The sequence below is a fragment of the Liquorilactobacillus aquaticus DSM 21051 genome (assembly GCF_001436755.1).
GTDB classification, from domain to species: Bacteria; Bacillota; Bacilli; order Lactobacillales; family Lactobacillaceae; genus Liquorilactobacillus; species Liquorilactobacillus aquaticus.
Map to the genome: position 1 here is coordinate 50,672 of NZ_AYZD01000028.1, position 7,446 is coordinate 58,117.

Below are 7,446 nucleotides of genomic sequence, written 5' to 3' on the forward strand. Positions count from 1 at the left end.
ATGTCATAAGTCGGTAAAACTTGAATACTAAAGTGAGATTACAAATACAGTATTTTTTTCTATGCGTAATCCAAAGTTTAAACGGAACTAATAAGAGAACTCGATCAAATTTAACTTTTGACCGAGTTCTTTTAAATATATTTTGCTTATTTTAATACGCTTATCCACTCTTCATAATCCTTCTTGAAGTAACTGTCTCTTGCATATATTAGGTATAAATCGTGCGCTGTCTGTCCATTGTCAAGCATTGGCAACTCCACTAACTGACTATTTTTCAATTGATCTGCTACCAGTGAACGATATAGAAAACTTATACCAATTCCGTCTAACAACAAGCGTTTAATTAAAAGTGGCTCAGAAATAACTATCAAATGTTCAAAATCACTCAAACTAACATTCTCTGCTCGTGCAAGGCTTGCTAGTATTTCGCGCGAACCTGATCCTTCTTCCCTAACAAGAAGAGGCGTCTTCACAAGATCACTCCATGTGAGACTTTTATACCTTGTTAACGGATGTTTCTTTGAAACAACAGCTATGAAAGGCTCTGATCTAATTATCTTATATCCAAATTTTTTCTTATCAAAATTGCCTTCAACCAATGCAAATTGACTTTTCCCAGTTCTTACTGCTGTTAGCGCTTGTTCTGTATTTCCAACATGACAGCTTATTTTTCTAAATTCACCGCGCGCTGCAATCTCCTCTATCAATTGTGGCGCTAAAAACTCACTAAGTGAACGAGTTGTACTGAAATTAACTTCTTGAAACTTATTCGGTGTCTGAATCCGTTCAAGTAACTGTTGTGATTGCACGCTAGTTCTTTGCAAAAAGTCTGCTAACTCTTCTCCAGCTGGCGTAATTTTTAAATTAGGCCGATGATAATGAACAAGCTTCAAGCCTAATTTTTCCTCTAAACGCTGAATCTGCTGTGTTACAGCAGGTTGGGAAATATACAACTTTTCAGCGGTCTTGGTATATGAATGCGTTCGCGTCAAAACTAAAAAAGTTAAATATAATTGATCTAACAAAGTCACTCCTCCTTTTATATAAGTATAAATTATAATTCAATAATAAATCATTATTTTTTCTTATTCAAAAAATTAGTTATACTCTAATTATTACTTCAAGGAGGTTACGTTTTGTCAATCATTAACAAATTAAGAAAATCCGGCTTTTGGATTTCATTTTTCATAACACTTATTTGTGCTATTATCGGATCATTTTTAGCACAATTGCCTTATTTATCTCTTGTTGGTGCTTTGGTATTATCGATGCTGTTAGGAATTATTCTGCAAATTCAGCCAACTCTAATTAAACAAGCCAGATCCGAATCAGGCTTTATTTCAAATAAATTTTTGCGCTTAGGTATTATTCTACTTGGTTTTAAACTAAACCTTGTTCAATTAGCACAAGCTGGCGTTAAATCGATTTTGCTAGCAATATGTATAGTAACTGGAATGATTTTCCTAACTTATTGGGTTTCAAGAAAGATGGGGGTCGAACGTGAGCTGGCTATCTTAACTGCGACTGGGTCAGGTGTCTGCGGAGCGGCTGCCGTTATGGGCGTTTCGCCTCAAATTAAGGTTTCTAAAGACAAAGAAAAACAGCAGCAAGAAAACGAAGTACTGGCAGTCGCAACTGTAGCGATACTTGGAACTATTTTTACATTAATCGAAATCGGTTTAAAACCGTTTTTGCATATGACTCCAACTCAATTTGGCGTTTTCACCGGCGGCTCCTTGCACGAGATAGCGCATGCAGTTGCAGCCGGCAGCGCAGCGGGGCCAGTGGGACTGGATGCTGCCATCATTACTAAGCTCTCAAGAGTTCTGCTACTAGCTCCTGTTGCTTTACTGATCGGTATTTGGTATCAAAAAAAACATCCACAGTCTAACTCTGAGGGAGCTAAAGCCAAGTTACCCATACCTTGGTTTATGGCCGGATTCATTCTCACCAGTATTCTTGGATCTTTTCTTCCTATACCAACCAGTGTATTAGCTCTGTTGGTCAAACTTGCCTATATCGTCCTAGGCATGGCGATGGCAGCTTTAGGGATGAACGTTAATTTTGACACTATAATCCACCGTGGCCGCAATGCCTTCGCCGCAGCCTTTATTTGTTCATGCATTCTTATGCTTGTTGTTATGGCTGCCAGCAAATTGTTTTTTTAAACTAAGAGAAAAAGAAGTTTACTTTTGCTTATAAATTTTTATTGAAACGTCGTTTCACAAATACCCACTGAATTAACACCAACTGCATTTTAAGATTTCAAAAAATGTGAATACAGCGAAAAGAGTGGACCGCTAAAATATATTAATACGACTATTGCAAGGTAGTACAAGAGGCTGGAACATTTTTGTTCCAGCCTCTTTCCTGTCGCTGACTATCTTAAACTATTCCCTTTATATACTCAAGAACATGTTCCTTCAAAATCATATCCTCGTTTTCTTCAATTCCTCTCGATTCAGTATAATTAAACCTCTTATTTGTTATAAAATAACCAAAGTTCAACCATATAAAATTATTTGCTTGAATTTTAGGGTTTATCTTTTTAGAAAGACAGCCGGATTCTGCTTTCTCCATCAAAATTTTTTCAATTACCTCCTTGAAATGTGCTGACACTTTCTCGATTGCTTCGCCCACTTCTCTTAATTCCAGTGATTCCTTTACTCCAACTACCACTAGTGCTTGATGCTTTATCATGAACGCCTGATATTGCTGAGCACTTTTTTGGAGGCATTCTTCAATTGTCATTTTTGCAATATCGGCATGCTGCAATAACTTTATATCTTGCATACACTGATCAATTAAAGCCTGCAGTAACCCACGTTTATTTTTAAAAATCCTAAAGATGGATCCTTCGTTAACCCCTGCAAGTTTTGCCGTCTTGCTTGTAGTAGCCGCCTGATACCCATTTTCAACCAGCAATTGGGTAAAGGCTTTGATTAGTTTAATTCTTGTACTTTCTTTTCCCATAGTATCCTCCATTTTACTAGGCAAGAAGTCACTCTGTTATCTGACAGTCCAGTGGCTCATTAGAGTATTAATACTGACGGGCATTTTAGAACCAGATCTTTTACTCATTCTCCAAGGGAGACAAGCAGTTATTTTGTTTCTTAAATATAATTAGCCCCATCTTGCTTTGAGCATAAATTAATAAATCTCTCCACCCTTAAAAATATAGCGCCATTACACAAACTTCGCAAATTTTTCTTTAAAAATGCAGATTTCTTAGTAAATATTAAAGATTTTATATTATTTGATTTATCACTGAGCTTTTTTCACATTCTTTTTTTCTAAAATTCTTTCTTCACTGTTACTAAAAAAACAGCCTATTAGCAATAAAAATTGCACCAGCCGTTTTTTTCATCTCTATTTCTAACTAACTGTCAGTACTGAAGAACTAGAAACACTAATCCTATTTCAATATTAAATCATCCAATTTATCCGGAGCTTTCGTATAAAATTCATATCCATCTTTGGTCACCCTGACAGTATCAGAATGACGATATCCCCCATGGTTATTGAAATAGATTCCGGGTTCTACTGAGATCACCATGTTTTCTTTAAGTTTAGTGCTGTTTCCCAATGATAAGGTTGGTTCTTCATGATTATTGAGTCCTATACCATGCCCTGGGCGATGAAGAACCTTATCGTTCACTCCATACTCCTTCAAACAATTCAGAACTTTCCTTTCAATCTCAGCCGCTTCAACTCCTGGGTGAATCATGCTTAGCATCAATTTTCTAGCAGCCATCATCTGCTGGAAATGTTCTGCTTCTTCACTTGTTGGTTCCTCTGTAAAAAATGTTCTTTCACATTCCGCTGCATAACCGGCTATCCTAAAAATAGAGATATCAATATTAGGTCCAGCTTTTACAATTGAATCTAAGTCTGGAATACTATGCGGCATATAGCTATAATCAGCATTCCACACACAATTAGTTATTCTATTAGTTATACTGAAATTATTTTGAATAATGTCTTGTTTCATCTTGTACGGCAGCATATAAGCTTCCGCAATCGCTGTACCTGTTTTAACCATATCCAAGGTCTGACAGAGAACATCGCTACATTGTTTAGCAGTAAATTTTATTTTGTTTAATTCATAAGCGCTTTTGACTGCGCGTAATTCTTTTATTATAGTTTTTGAAATCCAATTAATATTTGGTTCTTCCTGTGTAATAAAAAGCTGTGCATTATTTTCAATACCAACCCTCTTTTTTCCTTCAAGCACATTTGCAAGCACCTCATACCAATTATGTCCTTTTTCTGATGTCACATCAAAGTAGGTATCGATATTATAGGTAAAGTATGGAACTTCAACGTGCGTTTCTTCTAGTTTTGGAACAATAAATAACGGTTTTTGATCAGGAAACAGTAGAAACAGGAATGGCCTCTGTTCAGGGCTATAATTAATGTTGGTCAAATACCATATATCTTCTGGATCGGTAACTACATATGCATCTAAATTACTTTCTTTTATTTTCATTTGTGTCTTGTCGATCCTATTAAGTATTTCGTTATCTAATATATTCATCATAAAAACCCCTCACTTTTCTATATCAGCTAGTTTATACTCTCTCCTCTCCAAAAAGCAAGTACTTGCTTTTTGGATGAATGCAAATATAATCTCAAAGCACTCACTCTACTAAAATATTTTTATGGATTCATATTTTCAAGTAACATTCTTTTACAATGTAATCGTATTCAGATAGAATTGAGATTGTAATGGAAAGGAACGTGAAATCAGTGAAAAAGATCATTAATGAGCCTCAAAATGCTGTTCCAGAAATGGTAGACGGATTGGTTAGAGCGTACCCGCAATATCTTGAAAGAATCCCTGGATCAGAAGCGATGGTCAGGAGTGACAAAGACTCTATGATAGGTAAGGTGGGAATCGTCAGTGGCGGCGGCAGCGGTCATGAGCCTTCACATGCTGGCTTCGTAGGAAAGGGTATGTTAAGTGCCGCCGTTGCGGGACAAGTTTTCACTTCCCCGACTCCAGACCAAATATATGCTGCTATTAAAGCAGCAGATCATGGAAAAGGAGTTTTTCTTGTCATTAAAAATTATTCAGGCGATGTTATGAACTTTGATATGGCCAAAGATATGGCGGAATTAGACGACATTAAAATTAAGTCGATTATTGTTAATGATGACATTGCTGTTGAAGACAGCCTCTACACACAGGGACGTCGAGGAGTTGCAGGTACTGTTCTAATGCACAAGCTGGTAGGCGCGGCAGCAGATCAAGGAGCCAGTTTAGATGAAATTGAGAAGCTCGCCAAAGCAGCCTTACCTCACATCAGTACAATTGCTGTTGCTCTTTCAGCTGCAACAGTTCCTGAAGTCGGCAAACCAGGTTTTACATTGGCCGATGACGAAATTGAATATGGTGTCGGCATTCATAGTGAACCGGGATATCGTCGAGAGAAGATCAAAAGCTCAAAAAAATTGGTCTCAGAATTATTAGCTAAAATCAATCAGGAGCAGCATTTAGATCCAAAACATCAATATGCTGTTTTAATCAATGGAATGGGGGCAACTCCATTAATGGAACAATATATCTTCAGCCATGATTTATTAGACCAACTTGAGACTCAGAATATCAAACCTGTTTTTATGAAAGTTGGAAATTATATGACCTCGATTGAGATGGCTGGAATTTCACTGACAGTTTTTGAATTGGCAGACAGCACGTGGTTGAAGTACCTTAACTATCCTGTTGAAACAATTGCCTGGTAAAGGAGAGATAATATGCTGACAGCTGAAAACACACAAGAATGGATGAATAAATTCTATCTCAAGATAGAACAAAATAAAGATTACCTTAGCGAGTTAGATACTCCAATCGGCGACGGTGATCATGGAAACAATATGATGCGCGGTGTTGAAGGTGTTAAACAGGGCCTAGCCCAACTTCAAGATCCTGATTTAAAAACTGTCCTTAAAACTATTGCGATGGGCCTGATTAGCAAAGTTGGCGGAGCTTCAGGACCCTTATACGGAACTGCTTTCTTAGAAATGGCAAAAAAAAGCAGTGATACACAAGACATCAACCAACTTATAGATGTGGCACTAGCAGGGATTAAAAAACGTGGAGGGGCAACTGAAGGCGATAAAACCATGATCGATGTCTGGTCACCGGTTGCACAAAATGATACCATCACTCAACAAGTAATCGATGACGCTATCGCTTCAACTAAAGACATGTTAGCACGAAAGGGCCGTGCCTCGTATTTAGGTGAGCGTTCGATCGGTCATCTAGATCCAGGAGCTGTTTCAAGTGGTTATTTATTCACTGCACTGTTGGAAACGGAGGGAACATTATGAAAAAATTAGGAATTATTCTTGTATCTCACGTTCCTGAAGTCGCACAAGGATTGCCTAAACTGCTTATTCAAGCGGGCCCAGATATTTCTTTGACGGATGCTGGTGGAACCAATGACAACGACATCGGAACTAGCATGGAAAAAATTTTAGCTGCTATCGAGGAAAACGAAGCATCTGAACTACTTGCATTCTATGATATTGGCAGCTCAAAGATGAACCTAGAACTAGCAATCGACATGTCAGACAAAAACGTCCATCTATATGACACAGCTTTTATCGAAGGAGCCTACACAGCTGCTGCGCTTATTCAAGCTGATGCATCTCTTAGTGAAATTGAGGAACAGCTTGCTCCCTTAAAAATCAAATAGTTACTAAAAATATCCTAACAATCGAAATAAATCCGATGTTATTGTAGTTTGTCCTAATAAAATAAGGGATTGGAGCAAAGTATTAATTTTGCTTCAATCCCTTATTTACTATTTAAATGACCTTTTTAAATTACCTGGAAATCCATTTTTTAAGCGCCCAAAATATTATTTCGGTTAAATTACTATTTTATTTTAAAGCACCTGTTTTCACATCAAAATTATACCAATGATTGTTAATTTTCTGTCTACCATAAACCATTTGTCCCTTAGCATTATAGTAAACCTTTTTTTTCTGGTTTCTAATATACTGAAATCCTATTTTCGTCGCTCCGGTATTGTTATCAAACAAATACCAGTGTCCATTTACATGCTGCTGCCCATATTGCATCTGACCAGCATTATTGTAATACACTGTCTTCTTCTGGCCTTTAATATATTGCAAACCGGTCTTCATCGCTCCAGTATTGTTATCAAACAAATACCAGTGTCCATTCACATGCTGCTGTCCATATTGCATCTGACCAGCATTATTGTAATACACTGTCTTCTTCTGGCCTTTAATATATTGCAAACCAGTCTTCATCGCTCCAGTATTGTTATCAAACAGATACCAGTGTCCATTCACATGCTGCTGCCCATATTGCATCTGACCAGCGTTATTGTAATAAACAGTCTTATTTTGATCTTTGATATATTGCAAACCAGTCTTCATCGCTCCAGTATTGTTATCAAACAGATACCAGTG

The 7,446-nt window shown here is 37.2% G+C and carries 7 protein-coding genes and 1 pseudogene; 4 read left to right on the forward strand and 4 right to left on the reverse strand.

Features of this window, described 5'->3' with window-relative positions:
- Positions 1 to 146 precede the first annotated feature (146 nt).
- Complete coding sequence (locus FC19_RS09420) at positions 147 to 1,031, reverse strand: LysR family transcriptional regulator (RefSeq protein WP_235809365.1); 885 nt, start codon at positions 1,029 to 1,031, stop codon at positions 147 to 149.
- A 105-nt stretch (positions 1,032 to 1,136) separates the two neighbouring features.
- On the opposite strand from FC19_RS09420, the gene FC19_RS09425 reads away from it, so the two are divergent.
- Complete coding sequence (locus tag FC19_RS09425; protein WP_235809366.1) at positions 1,137 to 2,168, forward strand: YeiH family protein; 1,032 nt, start codon at positions 1,137 to 1,139, stop codon at positions 2,166 to 2,168.
- 217 nt (positions 2,169 to 2,385) lie between these two features.
- Here the strand turns inward: FC19_RS09425 and FC19_RS09430 are convergent, their stop codons facing one another.
- A complete protein-coding gene (locus FC19_RS09430) occupies positions 2,386 to 2,973 on the reverse strand; it encodes a TetR/AcrR family transcriptional regulator (RefSeq protein WP_057876722.1) in 588 nt (195 codons plus the stop codon).
- 442 nt (positions 2,974 to 3,415) lie between these two features.
- Complete coding sequence (locus FC19_RS09435) at positions 3,416 to 4,540, reverse strand: M24 family metallopeptidase (protein ID WP_235809367.1); 1,125 nt, start codon at positions 4,538 to 4,540, stop codon at positions 3,416 to 3,418.
- A gap of 209 nt (positions 4,541 to 4,749) precedes the next feature.
- On the opposite strand from FC19_RS09435, the gene dhaK reads away from it, so the two are divergent.
- The 3 genes from dhaK to dhaM are packed head-to-tail and all read left to right on the forward strand — an operon-like array spanning position 4,750 to position 6,701.
- A complete protein-coding gene (dhaK, locus tag FC19_RS09440; RefSeq protein WP_057876724.1) occupies positions 4,750 to 5,745 on the forward strand; it encodes a dihydroxyacetone kinase subunit DhaK in 996 nt (331 codons plus the stop codon).
- A 12-nt stretch (positions 5,746 to 5,757) separates the two neighbouring features.
- A complete protein-coding gene (dhaL, locus tag FC19_RS09445; RefSeq protein WP_057876725.1) occupies positions 5,758 to 6,333 on the forward strand; it encodes a dihydroxyacetone kinase subunit DhaL in 576 nt (191 codons plus the stop codon).
- A complete protein-coding gene (dhaM, locus tag FC19_RS09450; RefSeq protein WP_057876726.1) occupies positions 6,330 to 6,701 on the forward strand; it encodes a dihydroxyacetone kinase phosphoryl donor subunit DhaM in 372 nt (123 codons plus the stop codon). The genes dhaL and dhaM overlap by 4 nt, the downstream gene beginning before the upstream one ends.
- 187 nt (positions 6,702 to 6,888) lie before the next feature.
- Here dhaM and FC19_RS09455 read toward each other — a convergent pair.
- Positions 6,889 to 7,446: pseudogene (locus tag FC19_RS09455) on the reverse strand (GH25 family lysozyme); the annotation flags it as partial.